The 17,903-nt window shown below is 65.3% G+C and carries 13 protein-coding genes; 8 read left to right on the top strand and 5 right to left on the bottom strand.

Annotation, left to right across the window (positions count from 1 at the left end):
* Positions 1-326: 326 nt before the first annotated feature.
* On the bottom strand, positions 327-746 hold the full coding sequence (locus tag AC2W7K_RS09460; RefSeq protein WP_198499094.1) for a VOC family protein: 420 nt from the start codon (positions 744-746) through the stop codon (positions 327-329).
* Between the two features lie 73 nt (positions 747-819).
* Between AC2W7K_RS09460 and AC2W7K_RS09455 the strand changes: the two genes are divergently transcribed.
* Positions 820-1,629, top strand: coding sequence for a pentapeptide repeat-containing protein (locus AC2W7K_RS09455; protein WP_198499093.1), 810 nt, complete (start codon positions 820-822; stop codon positions 1,627-1,629).
* Here AC2W7K_RS09455 and AC2W7K_RS09450 read toward each other — a convergent pair.
* Positions 1,581-3,218 (bottom strand): acetolactate synthase large subunit, encoded by a 1,638-nt coding sequence (locus tag AC2W7K_RS09450; RefSeq protein ID WP_198499092.1) that lies wholly within the window; start codon positions 3,216-3,218, stop codon positions 1,581-1,583. The genes AC2W7K_RS09455 and AC2W7K_RS09450 overlap by 49 nt on opposite strands.
* Before the next feature lie 170 nt (positions 3,219-3,388).
* On the opposite strand from AC2W7K_RS09450, the gene pheS reads away from it, so the two are divergent.
* The 5 genes from pheS (at position 3,389) to AC2W7K_RS09425 (ending at position 11,243) form a co-directional block, all read left to right on the top strand.
* The gene (gene pheS, locus AC2W7K_RS09445; RefSeq protein ID WP_198499091.1) at positions 3,389-4,432 is read left to right on the top strand and encodes a phenylalanine--tRNA ligase subunit alpha; all 1,044 of its coding nucleotides are present in this window, start codon (positions 3,389-3,391) and stop codon (positions 4,430-4,432) included.
* Positions 4,433-4,435: 3 nt separating this feature from the next.
* The gene (pheT, locus tag AC2W7K_RS09440; protein ID WP_198499090.1) at positions 4,436-7,012 is read left to right on the top strand and encodes a phenylalanine--tRNA ligase subunit beta; all 2,577 of its coding nucleotides are present in this window, start codon (positions 4,436-4,438) and stop codon (positions 7,010-7,012) included.
* Between the two features lie 120 nt (positions 7,013-7,132).
* Positions 7,133-7,948, top strand: coding sequence for an SDR family NAD(P)-dependent oxidoreductase (locus tag AC2W7K_RS09435; RefSeq protein ID WP_486006063.1), 816 nt, complete (start codon positions 7,133-7,135; stop codon positions 7,946-7,948).
* 127 nt (positions 7,949-8,075) lie between these two features.
* The gene (pabB, locus tag AC2W7K_RS09430; RefSeq protein ID WP_232623631.1) at positions 8,076-10,370 is read left to right on the top strand and encodes an aminodeoxychorismate synthase component I; all 2,295 of its coding nucleotides are present in this window, start codon (positions 8,076-8,078) and stop codon (positions 10,368-10,370) included.
* 315 nt (positions 10,371-10,685) lie between these two features.
* On the top strand, positions 10,686-11,243 hold the full coding sequence (locus AC2W7K_RS09425) for a hypothetical protein (RefSeq protein WP_198499087.1): 558 nt from the start codon (positions 10,686-10,688) through the stop codon (positions 11,241-11,243).
* Between the two features lie 5 nt (positions 11,244-11,248).
* Here the strand turns inward: AC2W7K_RS09425 and AC2W7K_RS09420 are convergent, their stop codons facing one another.
* Both AC2W7K_RS09420 and AC2W7K_RS09415 read right to left on the bottom strand, forming a co-directional pair.
* Positions 11,249-12,772: a sodium:solute symporter family protein gene (locus AC2W7K_RS09420; RefSeq protein ID WP_486006062.1), complete on the bottom strand. Its 1,524-nt coding sequence runs from the start codon at positions 12,770-12,772 to the stop codon at positions 11,249-11,251.
* A 213-nt stretch (positions 12,773-12,985) separates the two neighbouring features.
* Positions 12,986-13,693: an aspartate/glutamate racemase family protein gene (locus tag AC2W7K_RS09415; protein WP_486006061.1), complete on the bottom strand. Its 708-nt coding sequence runs from the start codon at positions 13,691-13,693 to the stop codon at positions 12,986-12,988.
* A 149-nt stretch (positions 13,694-13,842) separates the two neighbouring features.
* On the opposite strand from AC2W7K_RS09415, the gene AC2W7K_RS09410 reads away from it, so the two are divergent.
* On the top strand, positions 13,843-14,775 hold the full coding sequence (locus AC2W7K_RS09410; RefSeq protein WP_486006060.1) for a LysR family transcriptional regulator: 933 nt from the start codon (positions 13,843-13,845) through the stop codon (positions 14,773-14,775).
* Between the two features lie 81 nt (positions 14,776-14,856).
* Positions 14,857-16,872, top strand: coding sequence for an ABC1 kinase family protein (locus tag AC2W7K_RS09405; RefSeq protein ID WP_486006059.1), 2,016 nt, complete (start codon positions 14,857-14,859; stop codon positions 16,870-16,872).
* A 20-nt stretch (positions 16,873-16,892) separates the two neighbouring features.
* Here AC2W7K_RS09405 and AC2W7K_RS09400 read toward each other — a convergent pair whose 3' ends face one another.
* Complete coding sequence (locus tag AC2W7K_RS09400; protein ID WP_486006058.1) at positions 16,893-17,741, bottom strand: MurR/RpiR family transcriptional regulator; 849 nt, start codon at positions 17,739-17,741, stop codon at positions 16,893-16,895.
* Positions 17,742-17,903: the final 162 nt, after the last annotated feature.

Genomic DNA, 17,903 nt, shown 5'->3' with positions numbered 1-17,903 from the left:
TTGGGGACGACATTTTCACGCCACCTGTTGAACGAGCGGCGACCTCGTCGCCGAACCGTCGATATTCACGCCACCTGTTGAACCAGCCCACCACTTGCTCGCCGTCCGTGACGGCCATGTCACCGCCCGCCGATAGTCTGCACCCATGACGACGACACTTCTCAAGGAAGATTTCGTCTACGCCGCAGCAGTGAAGAGACTGGGGATCATCGATGTTCCGAAGGCGGCTATGGCGGACGCCTCAGCTTCCTACCGACACTGAATCGCGGACGACTGTGCGTTCATCGTGCGCGAAAGCCCTCCGAGACCGGCCGCCAGTTGCGAAACTATTCCGCCGCATCTGCGGCCTTGGCGGTCTGATAGTTGGCGACGAGTTCCCAGATGTAGCCGTCGATGTCGGCGAAGTAGCCCATGTACGAACCATCGACGTCCTGACCCCCATCGGCTGACCCGCCAGCGGCGACAGCACGGTCGAGCACCTCATCGACCTCAGCTCGGGTGGCGAAGGCACAGGAGATGATGCTGGCGCCCGGGACAGGGTTCTTCGAACCGGGCTGGCCTGAGAGCTCGAGGTACTGGCCGTATTCGTCTGCGGCGATGAAGAAGATCGAAAGATTGGGCAGTTCGAAGGCGACGATACCGTCCTCGACTCCGTCGGTTTCGAGTCCGAGTCCATCGACGTAGAAGTTCGCGGTGGCCTGAGGGTCGGCGACGGGCAATGACAGGATCGTCGTCAGTGGCTTCATGCCTGCAGTCTAGTGGGGACGAACACGGTTGGGCAGGGGCAGCCGTGTCACCGCTCGCCGATAGTCTGCACCCATGACGACTGCCGCACCGAAGCCACCGACGATCACGCATGGACAACTCGCTCAGGGCCTCCTCGGCGATATCGGGTCCGACGAGTTCCTCGAAGGGCTCGATTTCACCGACCTCGACCTCGCCGAGGCGGATGCCAAGGGAGCGACGTTCCTCGACTCCGCGCTCACCCGGGTGACGTTCGGCGGGTCGGACGGGCACGCCGACCTCACCGGCGCGCGTCTGTCCGGGGTGCGGCTCACGGACTCCCGCGCGGACACGCTGATGATGCCGCGGGCGAATCTCGTCCACACGGAGGTCTCCGGGTGCCGGATCGGTGCCGGTGTCTGCTACGACAGCGTGTGGGAGAAGGTCGTCATCGACAACTGCCGGATCTCCTACCTCAACCTGCGTTCGGCGAAGCTCACCGATGTCGAGTTCCGGGGCTGCGCGATCGACGAACTCGACCTCGACATGGCGACGGCCACCCGCGTCGCATTCCCGGGCTCGACGGTCGGAAGCCTCCAGCTCGCCGGCTCGACGCTGCGCAGCGTCGACCTGCGGGGACTCGCCCCACACAGGATCACCGGCATCCAGGCGCTGCGCGGAGCGACGATCGACGACCAGCAGCTCATGGTCTTCGCCGAACTCTTCGCCCGCGAACTCGGGATCATCGTCGAGCGAGCGTGCGCGCCGACGGATCAGCCGCCTCGGCGACGGACATCGACACCCCGGCGCCCACGGCCACGCAGAGCCCCAAGCTCACGCGGTTCACGCGCCGGTGATCACCGGTTCCGCAGCTCCTCGGTGAGCACCCGCTGGTTCTCCGAGTAGTCGATGGGGATGACGATGAGCTGGACGCCGCCCTCCTCGAACGCCGTCTCGAGCGCACCCTGGAGGTCATCGACGTTGTCGAGGCGACGCCCCTTCGCCCCGTACGATTCGGCGTACGTGACGAAGTCGGGGTTGCCGAACTGCAGTCCGAAGTCCGGGAACCCGTCGACGGCCTGTTTCCACTGGATCATCCCGTAGCCGCTGTCCTCGAGGATGAGGACGACGAGATCGAGGCCGAGGCGCACCGCGGTCTCCATCTCCTGGCTGTTCATCATGAACCCGCCGTCGCCGGCGACCGCCATGACCCGGCACTCGGGATGCGTGAGCTTCGCGGCGATCGCCGAGGGCAGCCCGGCCCCCATCGTCGCCAGCGCATTGTCGAGCAGCAGAGTGTTCGCCCTGGTGGTGCGGTAGTTGCGGGCGAACCAGATCTTGTACATCCCGTTGTCAAGCGCCACGATGCCGTCGACGGGCATGACGGCGCGGACATCGTGGATGATCCGCTGCGGAGTGAACCGGTGCTCGGTCGAGCCCTCCTCGATCTTCGCGAGGATCCCCGAGCGCATCGGCAGCAGCGCCTGCGCATTGGGCACCTGCCCCTCGAGCAGGTCGGCGAGCCGGTTGAGAGTGGGACCGAGATCCCCAACGACCTCGAGCTGCGGGAAGTACACCTGTTCGACGACTGCGGCGCGGAAGTTGAGGTGGACGACGGTCGGACCGTCCTCGTCCATCGTGAACGGCGGCTTCTCCGTCGTGTCGTGGCCGATCGTGACGATGACATCGGCGCTCTCGATCGCATCGTGGACGTAGTCGCGTTCGGTCAGCGCCGCCGTGCCCATGTAGAGCTCGCTCGACCCCGACACCGACCCCTTGCCCATCTGCGTCGTGAAGTAGGGGATCCCGACGCGGGGCACGAACTCGGCCAGGGGGAGTCGGCAGCCGGCGCGAGAGGCATCGGCGCCGAGCATGAGCAGGGGACGCTCGGCTTCCCGGATGATCTTCGCGGCCGCTTCGAGCGAAGCGTCCGGGGCGACCGGCTGGATCATCCGGTGCGGCGGGATGAGCTCAAAGTTGTAGACCGGGGTGGCGGCGATGTCCTCGGGCAGTTCGAGGTGGACGGGCCCCGGACGTTCGTCCTGCGCGACCCGGAACGCCTCCCTGACCATGGTGGGGATCATCGTCGCCGAGGTGATCTGATGCGTCGACTTCGTCAGCGGGCCCATCGCGGCGACCGTGTTGACGATCTGGAAGCGCGCCTGCTCCGCGGTCCGAATGCCCTTCTGACCGGTGATCATGACGACGGGCATCCCGCCGAGGTTGGCGTACGCGGCCCCGGTCGCGAGGTTGAGTGCCCCCGGCCCGAGCGTCGTCAGGCACACGCCGGGCTTGCCGGTGAGCCGGCCGTAGGTCGCGGCCATGAAAGCGGCGGCCTGTTCATGACGAGTGATGATGAGTTCGATCGAGGACTCGCGCAGGGACTCGACGAAGTCGAGGTTCTCCTCCCCGGGGATCCCGAAGATCCTCTCGACGCCTTCGTTCTCGAGCGCCTGGACCATGACATCGGAGGCTTTGACTGGATTCGTCGTCATGTCTCGACACTAGCGCGACTGGACCCGCAGAGCACGGGTGGGTGATGAATCGGACACGGAGGACTGCCTCGGCGCCGGAACGTGGTCAGCACCCGGACGCCGACCGTCGGGGGAGGGGGGGCGAAGGGATAGACTGTTCTGCGGCATAGGCACACGCGCAAAGGACATCGATGACAGACCACTTGGACCCCTTGGACGAGTCAGCCGTGCAGGCCGCCGTGGACACGGCACTGACCGCATTCGCTGACGCCGCCACCCTTGATGACCTCAAGCAGGCGAAGATCGACTTCATGGGCGACAAGTCTCCCTTGGCACTGGCGAACCGCGCGATCGGCGGACTCGACAAGGCCGACAAGGCCACCGCCGGCAAGGTCGTCGGACAGTCCCGCGGACGGGTGAAGAAGGCCCACGACGACCGCCTGGCCGAGCTCGAGGCCGAACGCGACGCCGCGGTCCTCGTCGACGAGGCCATCGACGTCACCCTGCCGAGCGATCGGCGCGGGCTCGGCGCTCGCCACCCGCTCTCCCTCATCCAGGAACAGGCCGCGGACTACTTCGTCGGCCTCGGCTGGGAGGTCGCCGAGGGACCTGAGATCGAAGCGGAATGGCTCAACTTCGACGCCCTCAACTTCGGTCCCGACCACCCGGCCCGCCAGATGCAGGACACGTTCTTCGTCGACCCGCCCGAGGCCGGTCTCGTCCTGCGCACCCACACCTCGCCGGTGCAGTCGCGGTCCCTGCTCGAACGCGGAGTCCCGCTCTACGTCGTGTGCCCGGGCAAGACGTTCCGCACCGATGAGCTCGACGCCACCCACACCCCGGTCTTCCACCAGATCGAGGGCATCGCGATCGACAAGGGTCTGACGATGGCGAACCTCAAGGGCACCCTCGACGGCTTCGCCCGGGAGATGTTCGGCCCGGAGTCGATGACCCGACTGCGCCCGAGCTTCTTCCCGTTCACCGAACCGAGCGCGGAGATGGACTTCTGGTTCCCCAACAAAGTCGGCGGTCCCGGCTGGATCGAATGGGGCGGCTGCGGCATGGTCCACCCCAATGTGCTCCGCGCCGCCGGCATCGACCCCGAGGTCTACCAGGGCTTCGCGTTCGGCATGGGCATCGAGCGCACGCTCATGCTCCGGGAGGGAATCAACGATATGCACGACATGGTCGAAGGCGATGTGCGCTTCTCGGCCCGTTTCGGAATGAAGGCTTGAGAGATGCGCGTCCCACTTTCCTGGCTGGCCGACTACGTCGACTACCCGGCCGACACTGATGCCCACGCCCTCGCCGCGGAGTTCGCCGCGATCGGGCTCGAAGAGGAGGACTACTTCGGCGCCGAGGTGACCGGACCCCTCGTCGTCGGTCGTGTCCTCGACCTCGTCAAAGAGGAGCACAAGAACGGCAAGACCGTGAACTGGTGCCGGGTCGACGTCGGTCCCGAGCACAACGAGGCCGCCGACGATCCGAAGGACCCGCAGCCCGGCGAGGAGCGTCCGAGCCGCGGCATCATCTGCGGTGCCCACAACTTCGTGCCCGGCGACCTCGTCGTCGTCAGCCTGCCCGGCGTCGTCCTCCCCGGTGACTTCCGGATCGCTGCCCGCAAGACCTACGGTCACACCTCGGACGGGATGATCTGTTCGGCCGCCGAGCTCGGCCTCGGCGAGGATCATGACGGCATCATCGTGCTCACCGACCTCGGACTGAGCGGCGAACCGGGCGACGACGCGATCGCCCTCCTCGGCCTCGACGATGTCACCCTCGACGTCAACGTCACCCCCGACCGCGGGTACCAGCTGTCGATGCGCGGCATCGCGCGGGAGTACGCGCAGATGAAGGGGCAGTCGTTCACCGACATCGGCAGCCCCGAGGTCGCCGCGGTCAACGCCCCCACCGCTGACGGCTTCCCGGTCGTCATCGACGACGCCCGTCCCATCGACGGCGTGCCCGGATCCGATGTCTTCACCGCCCTGCAGGTCACGGGCATCGACCCGACGAAGACGACGCCGTACTGGATGCGCCGTCGCCTCATCGAGGCGGGCATGCGCCCGATCAGCCTCGTCGTTGACATCACGAACTACGTCATGCTCGAACTCGGGCAGCCGCTACACGCGTACGACACCGCACTGCTGGGCGAGGAGATCGTCGTCCGACGCGCCGAGGCGGGGGAGAAGTTCACGACGCTCGACGACGTCGAGCGCACCCTCGATGCCGAGGACCTTCTCATCACCGATCGCAGCGCCGACGGCTCGTCGAAGATCATCGGCCTCGCCGGGGTCATGGGCGGTGCGGCCGTTGAGGTGAATGACGCGACGACCGACGTCGTCATCGAGGCCGCGCACTTCGACCCGATCTCGATCGCCCGGACCTCGCGGCGGCACAAGCTCTCCTCCGAGGCCTCGCGTCGCTTCGAACGCGGTGTCGACCCGCGGCTGGGACCGGTGGCCGCCCGGCGCTGCGCCGACCTCCTCGTCGAGCTCGCCGGGGGCACGCTCAGCGCCGCGACGGCGCAGATCGGCGACGCACCGGAGCCCACCGTCATCGACCTCGCCGTCGACCGGGTCTCCTCCGTCGTCGGCGTCGACTACTCCGCCGCCGAGGCGATCTCCCTGCTCGAGGGCATCGGCGCCGGTGTCGAGGACCGCGGCGACGGACTGCTGCGGGTGACCGTGCCGAGCTGGCGTTCGGACATCACCGCCGACATCGACCTCGTCGAGGAGGTCGCGCGCACCGGCGGCTACGACAGGATTCCCTCGGTCCAGCCGGCCGCACGTGCCGGTGCGGGACTGACCGACGCCCAGCGGGCACGCCGTCGGATCTCCAATCTGCTCACCGCGGACGGGTTCACGGAAGTCCTCAGCTACCCGTTCACCTCGGCGAAGCGCGATGACGAGATGCGGCTCGAGGCCGACGATCCCCGGCGCCTCCACATCCGGTTGGCCAACCCGATGTCCGAGGACCTGCCGCTGCTGCGCACCACCTTGCTCTCGACGCTGCTCGACGTCGCGACCCGCAACTTCGGTCGCGGGGCCAAGGACGTCGCGCTTTTCGAAGCCGGACTCGTCTCCTCGGCAGCGGACCTGCCGACCACACCGGGACCGCGCTTCCTGCCCGGCTACCACCCGACGGCTGAGCAGCTCGAGGAGATCTACGCCTCGGTGCCGGCACAGCCCTACCACTACGCGGGAGTCGTCGCCGGACATGCGGAGTTCCCAGGAGTGTGGGGCAAGGGCCGGCGGGCCGACGCCGCCGATGTCATCGACATCGTCCGCCGGATCGCCGCAGTCAGCGGTGACGAGGTCAGCGTCGAGGCCGAACGCGGAGCCCCCTGGCACCCGGGCCGGGCCGCGAAGTTCACACTCGCCGGCGGCGGCGTGCTCGGATACGCCGGTGAGCTGCATCCGAAGGTCATCGAGAACCTCGGCCTGCCGGCGCGCACCGTCGCCTTCGAGATCGACCTCGATGCGCTGCTGGCGCAGGCGGACCTGCGGACGTGGGACGGCGCACTCTCGACGTACCCGGTGTCCCGGCAGGACGTCGCGCTCGTCGTCGATGCCGACCTGCCCGCGCAGACCCTCGCGGCGACGCTGACCGAAGGGGCCGGCGACGACCTCGAGGCGCTCGAGATCTTCGACCTCTACACCGGCGACCAGCTGCCCGAGGGCAAGAAGTCGCTGGCGTTCCGGTTGACGTTCCGGGCCCCGGATCGCACGCTCAAGGCCGATGAGGCCTCGGCGATGCGGGAGGCCGCGACGGCGCTCGCGACCGAGCGCCACGGTGCCCAGGTGCGCAGCTGACACGGTGCGCAGCTGATCCGTCTGATCACCAGTCGACGAGTGAGGAGACCGACCCATGAGTGAGAACCTTCCGTACGGACGAAGCTGCCCGGCCAGCAGGCCGGTGGCGGGGCCACCGCGGTGCCGCGTGAGACGATCGCGCTCATCACCGGGGGTGCCCGCGGCATCGGGCGTCACCTCTCCGAGGCGTTCGCGAAGGCCGGCTACCGCGTCGTCCTCACGGCCACCTCGGCGACGAAGGCCCGGGAGGCGGCTGCCGAAGTGGCGCTCGCGACCGGGGGAGAGGCCACCGGCTTCGGACTCACGGTCGACGACGTCGATTCGGTCGCCGAGCTCAAATCCCAGGTGACGAGCCTGGAGAAGGAGACCGGGCAGCGTCTGCAGGTGCTCGTCAACAATGCCGGGCGGATCGAATCGACGGAAGGTCCGCTCTGGGACGCCGATCCTCAGAGCCTGGCCCTCGTCGTCGAAGCGAACGTCCTCGGGGTCGCGCTCATGGTCAACGCGTTCGCGCCCGTGCTCATCGATGCCGCCGTGGCGACCGGTCGGACGAGTGCGATCATCGATCTCAACTCGGGGTCGGGGGCGACGGGGACGCCGGCGTATTCGGTGTACTCGGCGTCGAAGGCGTCGCTGTTCCGGATCGCCGATTCGGTTGTCCACTTCGGGCATGAGAAGGGTCTGCGGATCTTCGAGATGGCGCCCGGTGTCGTCGAGACGTCGATGACGAAGTCGATGCCCGTCCACGATCACCGCACCACCGGTGATTGGACGACCCCGCAGCAGGTCACCGACCTCGCGTTGGCTCTGGCCTCGGGCTCGCTCGATGCGTTCACCGGGCGGTATGTCCGCGCAGGTGCCGATACGGAGCAGTCCCTCCTCGCCGAGGCGGCCGGCGGTCTCTCCGACTCGACCCGTCGCCTGGTGCTCGGCTGACCTGGGTCCACCCGTGACCGCAGTGACCGTGCCAGGGTCGGCTTCTCGGGGTGCGTCTCAGCCACCTTCCGGTCGCTCGGCAACCCAGCGCCACGGTGCTCAGCGCCCTGACGGTGGCTCGAATCGGGTGCGAACGCTGCTCATCGACAATGCCGACTCGTTCACGTTCAATCTCTTCCATCTCCTCGCCGAGGTGAATGGCTGCGAGCCGGTCGTCGTGCCCAACGATTGGGCAGAGTACTCGCTGGCCGTGCTTGAGGAATTCGACAATGTCGTCATCTCACCGGGGCCGGGGACGCCCGAGGTTCCCGCTGACTTCGGGATCTGTGCCGACGTCATTGCACATGCGGAGATTCCGGTGCTCGGCGTGTGCCTCGGGCACCAGGGGATCGCCTACGTTCACGGCGGAACGGTGGCGCACGCGCCGGAGCCGCGGCATGGGCGCGTGTCCGAGATTCAGCATTCGGGTACGGATCTGTTTGCCGGGCTGCCGTCGCCGTTTGAGGCGGCGCGGTATCACTCGCTCGCAGTGACCGAGTTGCCGTCGAGCCTTGTGCCCACGGCATGGTCGGATGACGGTGTGCTCATGGGGCTGGCGCACACGACGCGACCACAGTGGGGTGTGCAGTTCCACCCGGAGTCGATCGTCACCGAGCACGCGGCTGACCTGTTGCGGAACTTCCGGCGACTGACCGAGGAATGGTGGGCGCGGACGGGGCACGAGGTGTCTCCTTCGACGGCTGATTCGGTGGCCGGCGAGGGGACGTCGCCTGCGCGCTTCCTTCGCAATGAAGCGGTCGAGGGTGATCAGCTCGCGAATGAAGATGTGTCGCGTCGGGAACTCGCCGTGCATGTGCGTCAGCTGCCACTTCGCGGCACCGCATTGAACGTGTTCAGCGCGCTCTACGGCGACGAGCCCGAAGCAGTGTGGCTCGACGGCAACATGCCCGGTCATCCCGATTCGAGGTTCTCGATCATGGGCGCCCCGACGGGGCCTTTGAGTCGGTCGGTGAGAGCAGACGTCCCCACCGGGACGCTCGAAGTGCGGTCGGGAAACGGCACTGAAACCATTGAATCGGGATTCTTCGATTGGCTCAAGAACGATATCGGCTCGGTCGACCTCACCTACGCCGATGACGGAGGCGATCTGCCGTTCGCGTTCCGCCTCGGATGGGTCGGGTATCTGGGCTACGAGCTCAAGGCTGAAGTCGGTTCGCCGCTCAAGCGCGAGGCCGACACCCCGGACGCTCTCATGATGTTCCTCGATCGCGCCGTCGTCATCGACAACGAGACGAGCACGCTCTATCTGCTGGCGCTCAGCGGGGACGGAGTTGATAGCGCCCAGTGTGAAGGGTGGCTCGATGTGGTTGCCGAAGTGATCGGCATGCCGTCACTCGATGATGTATCAGTGACCGCTGCGCGATCGGTGGATGAGCCTGCCGACGTCGAGATGCAGGCCGCAGCTCCAGAAGGACACGAGCATCGAAGCGTCGCTGCGGAGGATTTCGCCGGCATCCCTGGTCTCAGCGCCCGACATTCGAAAGCGGAGTATCTTGAGCTCATCGCCGAGGCACAGCGACTTATCAATGACGGGGAGACCTACGAGGTCTGCCTGACGAACATGCTCGAGACGCAGTGGACGCGCGACTCCCTGGAGACGTATGTCGATCTGAGGCGAGATAATCCGACGCCGTTCGGTGCATTCCTGCGATCGCCCGAGGTGAGCGTGCTGAGCACGTCGCCGGAACGCTTCCTGCGGATCTCGGCTGGTGGCGAGGCGGAGTCGAAGCCGATCAAGGGAACTCGACCGCGGGGGAGCGGAGCTGAGGAAGACGAGGCTCTCAAGGACGATCTGCGGTCGTCGGTCAAGGACCGTTCCGAGAATCTCATGATCGTCGATCTGGTTCGTCACGATCTCGGCATCACTGCCGAGCTGGGATCGGTCGAGGTTCCCAAGCTCTTCGACGTCGAGACTTATGCGACGGTCCATCAGCTGGTGTCAACGGTGCGCTCGCACCTGGGCAGGGGAGCGACTCCCGTTGACTGTGTTCGAGCAGCCTTCCCGCCGGGCTCGATGACGGGAGCCCCGAAGCATCGCACAATGTCGATCATCGACGAACTTGAGAGCGGCCCCCGCGGCGTCTACAGCGGAACTATCGGATACTTCTCCCTCAACGGTGCCGTCGACCTCAGCGTCCTCATCCGCACAGCGATCGCCTTTGAGCAGTCGATGTCGTACGGAGTAGGCGGGGCCATAGTCGCGCTGTCGAGTCCTTCGGAGGAGCACCGAGAAACCATCGTGAAATCGAGACCATTGCTTCGAACTTTTAACGAGAAGGTTGAACCAGCAAGCTCCCTGCAGTCTCGGGCCTCGGGGCATGGATTGCGAAGTTCGACTGGAAAGCTTCCCCTCTCCAGCTGAGCGCCGGTCTTCAGACCAACGAATACGACTTTCAATCACTAAGCAACCTCTGTGGTTCCTTCGCTGTAACCCTTGTTTGTGAGAATATGACACTCACTCAGAGCCTATAGAGAGTGTAGATTGATAACAACAGACATTGTTCGTGCTTGTTGCTCTATAGATGAAGCGGGACTAGGTGGCGATGAAGTGCATGATGATGCGCGCTGGATGGCCTGGAAAACTGGCCGTGGGGATCACGATGGGAGGTCAGGATCACGGATCCACGGCTAGTTGAATCCAAGGCGCCGACGCATTGACATAGCTAGGAGTAGAAAAGTGGGTAACGTTGCAGAGTGGGTCTCGGCGGTTGTCGCTTTATGCGCACTCATTGCTGCTGTATGGGCGGCTCGGACCTCAAGAAACCTGTATGAGACCTCAAGAGACCTCTATAAGGTTGAGTCCAAACGAGATGAAAAATCGAGAGAGCGGGAGAAGAGGATCCAGGCGAGCGGCATAGCATCGTGGTGTGTCAGGATCATTCCTCACGATGGCTCGGCCCTGAGCAACGGAATCCTAGTGCACAATAGTACCGATTCTCCCGTGTACGACGTAGAGGTCACCAGCATCTACTCGGTGTCCAAGGGAAGTGATCCTGTCAAACTAGCACCATTCACTATGGAGGTGTTGCCTCCCGGTGATTTTGTCGCCGGAGAGCACCCAAAGTACGGTTGGACTTTCCCCGACCAGCGAGAAGACATCGACGGGATTGTTCGCCCGATTACGAAGAATAGGAACTGGCGGGTGGTGACACTGAAGTTCACTGACTCATATGGACTGCGGTGGATGCGTGATAAGAACGGGCTTGAGGAGATTCCTGTTTCTGCACAGGCATGAGCCGACTAGCTACGGCTTTCTGCTTCTGAGAACCCTCGGTCGCTAGGTGGCACATAAGTCTCCCGCTTCCCGTAGATCGTCAACGGCAGGACGTCGCGATCCGTGCGACCTGCGAGCGACCCTGTCAGCAGAGAGATCACATATCCCAGGACTACCGACGCCACGAACGCGACGATCGAGATCGCGAACGGGTTGAGGCCGATGATGTTCTGGACGTACCAGGCCAGCCCGGCACCGAGCAGCAGACCGCTGAGCACCCCGAACGTGTTGGCGCGCTTGGTGAAGATCCCAAGCGCGAAAACCCCGGCCAGTGGAACACCGAAGAGCCCGGTGATGCTGAGGAACAGATCCCACGTCTCGGCCTGATCGGTGGCGACGAGATAGAGCGCCACGGCGACCGACGCGGCACCGACCACGACGATGACCATCCGAGAGAACCCCACACCTGAGCGGGCAACACCATCGCGCGGTGGGAAGAACCGATCGCGCAGATCGACGGTGACGCACGCCGAAATGGAGTTGAGGCTCGACGAGATCGTCGACTGCGCGGCCGCGAAGATCGCCGCGATGAGCAGTCCCGAGATTCCCGCCGGCAGCACGTTGACCGCGAAGTACGGGACGAGCGCCGAGGTGTTGAAATCCTCGGGAAGCGACCCTGCATGCCGGTAATAGCTGTAGAGCACCGTGCCGATCCCATAGAAGAGCGGAATCGTCAGCAGCGCGAGGAACCCGTTGACCATGAGCGACCTCGCCGCCGCCTTCGGAGAATCCGTGGTCTGATACCGCTGCACGACGTCCTGGCTCGCCGTGTACTGATGCAGGTTGTTGAACACCGATCCGAGGAAGATGATCGGAATCGCCGCTGCCGCCCCGCCGATCGTCCAATTGTCAGCCGTGATGAACTTGCCGTCATTCGCCGCATCAGAGGCAACAGTCGCCATGCCGCCGTCGATGGCAGCGATGCCGAAGACGAGGATGACCCCTGCCCCGACGAGAAGAATGATGGCCTGAGCGACGTCCGACCAGATGACGCCCTCCATCCCGCCGAGGAACGTGTAGATCACCGAGAGCACACCGACGGCCGCGGCAATGAGCGCCGGGCTGATATCGGTGACCGAACTGATCGCCAACGTCGGCAGATAGACGACGATCGCCACTCGCCCGATGTGGAAGAGCACGAAGAGCACCGACCCGAGAACTCGGATGCTCGGTCCGAAGCGCGCCTCAAGATACTCGTATGCCGTCGTGACATCGAGCTTACGGAAGAACGGAATGTAGAACGCGACGAGCACCGGCACAAGGAGGAAGATCGCAATGTTGCCGGCCGCATAGGACCAGTCATTGAGGAACGACTGCTCAGGAGTCGACATGAACGTGATCGCCGACAGCGTCGTGGCGTAGATGCTGAACCCGGCCGCCCACACGGGGATGCGCCCATCAGCTCTGAAGAACGCATCCGTGCTCTCACCAGCCTTGCGAGTGAACCACACGCCGATGGCCAGCGTCGCCAAGAGATAGATGATGATCACGCCCAATTGAGCCCGCCAAGACCTGGAGCGTCCATGCTCCTCCTCCGATGAAGGTCGATCGGGACGCCTCAATCCTCGGGTCCCGAAGTGAACATAAAACGTGGGATGTCCTACGCGGGAAACCTACCGGAATGAATCTTTGGATACAAGCTTGATTGCTTTTGGGGCATCGGTCGTCAGAGGGCCGCAATCCTCAGCGGATCAGCGCCAACCTCACGCGGAGACGAGTTCGTCCGCCATCATCCACTCGACGATCGCCGTGACATGGGCATCGACGGAATCGATCGCCGGCAGGGGAGCGACGTCCGGCGGGACGAGGAGACCGATCTCCGTGCAGGAGAGCGCGACGGCATCGGCACCGCGATCGGCCAGCGACTGCATGATCTCGATGTAGCGGGCACGGGAGGCCTCGGTGAACCGGCCCTGAGTGAGTTCGTCCCAGATGATCTGATCGACCTCGAGGCACGTCCCCTCATCGGGGGTGAGCGTGGCAATGCCCTGCGCCTCGAGGCGCTCGGTGTAGAAGCCGTCGAGCATCGTCCACTTCGTGCCGAGCACCGCCAGTGTCGAATACCCGCGATCCTTCGCCATCGCCGCGATCGAATCGACGATGTGGATGAGCGGGACGTCGACGGAGGCCTCGACCGTCGGTGCCGTCTTGTGCATGAGGTTCGTCGCGATGGCCACCGCCTCGGCGCCGCCGTCGACAAGACGCTGACCGGTCGCAGCCAGGTCCGCCGAGGCACCCTCCCAGTTCTCGGCGATCTGGAGATCACGGATCCCGGAGAAATCGCACGAGTCGAGGAGGATCTGCGCCGAATGATGACCGCCGAGGCGCTCGGCGACCGCCGCATTGATCTTCGTGTAGTACTCGATGCTCGAGTGCCAACTCATTCCGCCGAGCAGTCCGATTCTCCGCATCGTCAATCTCCTTCGATACCTGTTCCCGCACGCGATCCGCGCCGAAAGCGTCCGGCCGTATGATCCGCATTCCTTATGTCTTCCAGTCTCCCGCACCACGAGCATCCCGAGTAGACCCAGTTCGCGCTGACTTGGCATAAGCTGAACTTATGTCTCAGCAGTTCGATCACGCACTCACCACCGGTGACCCCAAACGACTCCTCCTCTTCGGCGCTGTCGCCCAGGCCGGCAGCCTCGGTGCCGCCGCGCGGGAGATCGGGTGGTCGCAACCGGCGCTCTCCCAGCACATGAGCGCCCTCGAGAAGGACCTCGGCGTCTCGCTGTTCGACCGGACCCCGCGCGGCATCGTCCTCACCACGGCCGGCCAACTCGCCGTCATCCGCGCCACCGAGGTGGCCGCCTCGGTGACGGGACTGCGCCGCGACCTCGCCACGGCCTTCGGCCTCGGCGGACGCAACGTCCGCCTCGCCGGCTTCCCGAGCTTCGTCATCGGACCCCTCGCCGCCGCCCTCGGCACCCTGGAGACCAGCGACGACACCCGCCCGGACAACGTCACCCGCCACTCCTACGAAGTCGTCGAAGCCGAACCGCCCGAAGCGCTCACCCTCCTCGAGAACGGCGCGATCGACGTCGCCTTCGTCTTCCACCACGAGGACGAAGACCCACCTCAGCTCGAGAACGCCACGGTCGTCGACCTCGGCGAGGATCGGCTCGACCTCCTCGTCCCGGAACGCTGGAACCGGGCCGGTCAGATCCACGCGCTCACCGACGTCGCCGAGCTGCCGTGGATCATGGGGTGCGAACGCTGCCGCTCGACCGCCGAACGCCTGTGCCGTCTGCCGGTTCGAACCCCGCACCCGGCACATCACCGACAATCCCGGAGCGATCCAAGCGCTCGTGTCGAACAGCCTCGGCGTGGCCCTGCTCCCGCAGAGCGCCCGGCGGACGACCGCGGTCGAAGGCATCGCTGCGATCTCGATCCCCGAGGTCGGCACTCGCCGCATCAGTGCCCTTGTCCCCACCGAGCTGGCCACCGCCGGCGAGATCACCGACCTCCTCGATGCACTGCGAACTCTCAATGACGATCCACAGGTTCATCAGAGGTGATCAATTAGGCTGGTGACGACGGCAACGAGGATTAGGGCGACGAAAGGGGAGTGCAGATGACGATCCTCTACTCCATCGGATTGGGTCTCATCAACGCTGTCATCGTCGGATTCCTCGTCAGGCGGATGATGCCGGTCGGCACCGGCGCCGCCCGCAACATCGTCGTCTCCCTCATCATGGGCCTCTCGATCTGGCCGATCACCCTGCAGGCGTACCGGCTGCTCGGCATCTCCGAGGACAACGCCTACCCCGGCCTCGACATGAGCTTCCCCGCGATCATGGTCTTCCTCCTCCTCTTCGCGTGGTTCATCGTCATCCAGATGTTCATCCTGCTCGCCATCGAACTCGTCATGCCGACCGGCACGATGTCATCGGTGCTGCGCTCCGTGCCGAAAGTGCCCACCTGGTATCGCCGCGTCAACCGCCTTGCCCAGGTCCAGAAGATCCTCATCCGCTTCGGCCTCGGCCGGTACCTCAAACCCCGCATCCCGACGCTGCGGGTGTCGCTGCGCGAGATCGCGGCGACGACCCGTGACGCCCTGGCTGCGGCCGGGGTGACGTTCGTCAAGCTCGGACAGTTCATCGCGACCCGCGGTGACATGATCCCGCACGAGTTCGTCGAGGAGTTCTCCAAACTCCAGGCCGGTGTCCCGCCGGTTCCCTTCGCCGAGGTGAAAGGACAGTTGGAGGCCCTGTGGGGCCGTCCCGTCGCCGAGGTGTTCGCCGAGTTCGACGAGGTCCCCTTCGCAGCCGCGTCGGTCGCCCAGGTCCACCGTGCCGTGACGTGGGAGGGCCAGGTCGTGGCCGTCAAGGTGCAGCGGCCGAAGATCCGCAAGCAGGTCAAGGCCGATGCCGATATCGTCCTCACCTTGGCCGTGCGGCTCGAGCGGTCGACTGACTGGGCGAAGAAAGTCGGGGTCGTCAAGCTCGCCAACAGCTTCGTCGATTCGTTCATGGGGGAGCTCGACTACCGGGGCGAGCTCGCCCACATCGAAGCACTGCGGGAGGCCGACGAGGCGGGGCGGCAGAACTCCTCGCGGCCCTCGGTCGTCCACATTCCCAATGTCTACCCCGAGCTGTCGGGTGAGTACGTCATCGTCATGGACCTTGTCGAGGGCGTGCCGCTGTCGCATGCCACCGAGGTGGTCTCCGAGCTGTCGCAGATCGCGCGGGCCGAGATCGCCCAGGACCTCTTCCTCATGGTGGTCCGGCAGGTGCTCGGCAAGGGGATCTTCCACGCCGACCTCCACCCGGGCAACATCGTCGTCTCCTCCGCCGGACGGGCGGGACTCGTCGACTTCGGGGCGGTCGGATTCATCGACAAGCGGGATCGGCGGGCGATCGCGCTGCTGCTCATGGCTTTCGATTCGCAGAACTCGCAGGCGGCGACCGCCGCGATCCTCGAGCTGCTCGGGGCACCGAGCGATGTCGATCTGCGCGAACTCCAGCGCGAGATCGGGCAGATCATGCTCAAGTACGGCGACGGTCGTCCCGGGTCGACCTCGGCGGCGCTCTTCGGTGAGCTCATCGACTTCGTCGTCGACTACGGGTTCCCGATGCCGACGTCGGTGGCCACGGCGTTCCGGGCGATCAGCACGCTCGAGGGTTCGATCATGAAGCTCGACCCGCGGCTCAACCTGCTCACCCTCGTGACGCAGAACGGGAAGGACCTGCTCCGGCAGGTCGGCGGTCTGGGCATCGACCGGCAGGAGATCACCCTCTACTTCGCGGCGACGCTGCCGCAGATGGCGGAGCTGCCGGCGCAGGTGGCCCGCATCGCCGGTCACCTCCAGGACGGCACCCTGGATGTCGGCACGAGCGGCTTGAACATCGCGATGATCAAGAACCTGCTCAAGTCGACGGTCGAGCAGTTCATCCAGGTGATCGTCTCGACGGCGCTCATCCTCGGTGGAGTGATCCTCATGGCCGCCGACTTCGGACCCCAATTGGCGCCGGAGCTCAAGCTCTTCACCTACTTCGGGGCATGGGTGCTCCTGGCGGGCAGTGTGCTGGCGGCGTTGGTGCTGGCGCCGGCGCTGCGGCAGCGAATGGCCTGGGACAGTCTGGGGTAGCCGGACTCAGCCCCACAGCCTCAGTCGCTGGCCACGGCGCCGGTGAGGGACCACACCTTCTGCAGCTCCTCGAGGTTGGCGCGCGACCGTTCGGGGTCGAGGTTCGCCAGGGCGCTGATGATGCATTGGGCGACGACGACCGCGCCCGTCGCCGACGCCGTGGGCCCGGTGCCCTCGGACGGCACGAGGATCAGCTCATCGGCGAGCTCGGCGAGCTGTGACCGCTGATCGGCGATGACGATGAGCCTGATGCCCTGGGACTTGGCGTACTCGCACAGCGGGAGGATGCTCGCACTGGTCTTCCAGATCGAGAAGGTGAGCAGGCAGTCTCCGGGCTGGAGCATGCGGACGTCGTTGATCATGCTCGTCATCGGGCCGTCGCTGAGGGTGATCCGGTACCCGAGGGACTGCCCGTTGTGGGCGAGCACGGCACCCGGGGCCAGGAACGAGCCGGTGGCCACGACCGTCGTCGCCTGCGCGGCGGCGATGAGGTCGGCGACGTTGTCGATCGCCTCCTCGGTCAGCGTCTCGGCGAGGATCTCGATGAGCTCCAGATCCTTGACCAGCGATTTCAACGGCTGCCCGGCCCCCGCCTCGGCGTTGCGGGCGAAGTGCTTGTCGGCATCGAGCGACGACAGGAAGCGATTGCGCACCTCCGTCGACAGCTCGGACCAGCCGGAGAAGCCGATCGCCTGAGCCGCGCGCACGACGGTCGCGACGTTGACGCCCGCGGCGTCGGCCAGCGCCGCCGCGCTCGAGTAGGACGCCGTCTCCGGATCATCGGCGATCGTCCGGAGCACGGCGGTCGAGCCCGGTGACAGCTTCCGCTGCGCCATCAGGCTGTCCACCCACGTTGCGATGATCCCCATCGGACACTCCCTTGCAATAAATGTTGCACTGACTTATATTGATAAGTGTGGCTCGGGTTACACAAGACGCTGAACCTTCGGTGAAGCGTCAAGGAAACCCTCTGAATCACGGGGACTGACGTCACCGACCTGATTGCAGTATATGTTGCAATCCCGGTTGTG

Source organism: Brevibacterium sp. LAARM2_SD2 (genome assembly GCF_057364785.1).
Note: the sequence above shows the minus strand (reverse complement) of the source record. Positions and strands in the feature narration are given on the sequence as shown.